This is a genomic window from Pseudomonas sp. 05T35, assembly GCF_056396605.1.
On the sequence record NZ_JBFTLU010000970.1, the window covers coordinates 1 to 452 of the forward strand.

Sequence of the window (452 nt, forward strand, 5' to 3'; positions counted from 1 at the left end):
AATTACCAGATGCAGGACCAGTACGGAGCGCTCTCAAGCTCCACGGTGGATGTGACCATCACCGGCACCAACGACGCGCCGGTGGCGGTGGCCGATACGGCCGCCGGCACGGAAAACCAGACCCTGACCATCGACGTGCTGGCCAACGATACCGACGTCGATGACGGCCATGCATTCACCTTGGTCAGCGCCAGCGCGCCAATCGGCCAAGGTAGTGCCAGCGTGGTCGGCAACCAATTGTTGTTCACCCCGGGAAGTGATTTCGACCATCTGGCGCAGGGTGCGGTCGAGCACGTGACGCTCAMTTACCAGATGCAGGACCAGTACGGAGCGCTCTCAAGCTCCACGGTGGAYGTGACSATCACCGGCACCAACGACGCGCCGGTGGCGGTGGCCGATACGGCCGCCGGCACGGAAAACCAGACCCTGAGCATCRACGTRCTGGCCAACGA

General features: G+C 63.1%; 1 protein-coding gene. It reads left to right on the plus strand.

Annotated features, from left to right (window positions below):
- Positions 1-452: Ig-like domain-containing protein (locus AC1DH9_RS30960; protein WP_477809563.1), on the plus strand; the 452-nt coding region annotated here is incomplete at both ends.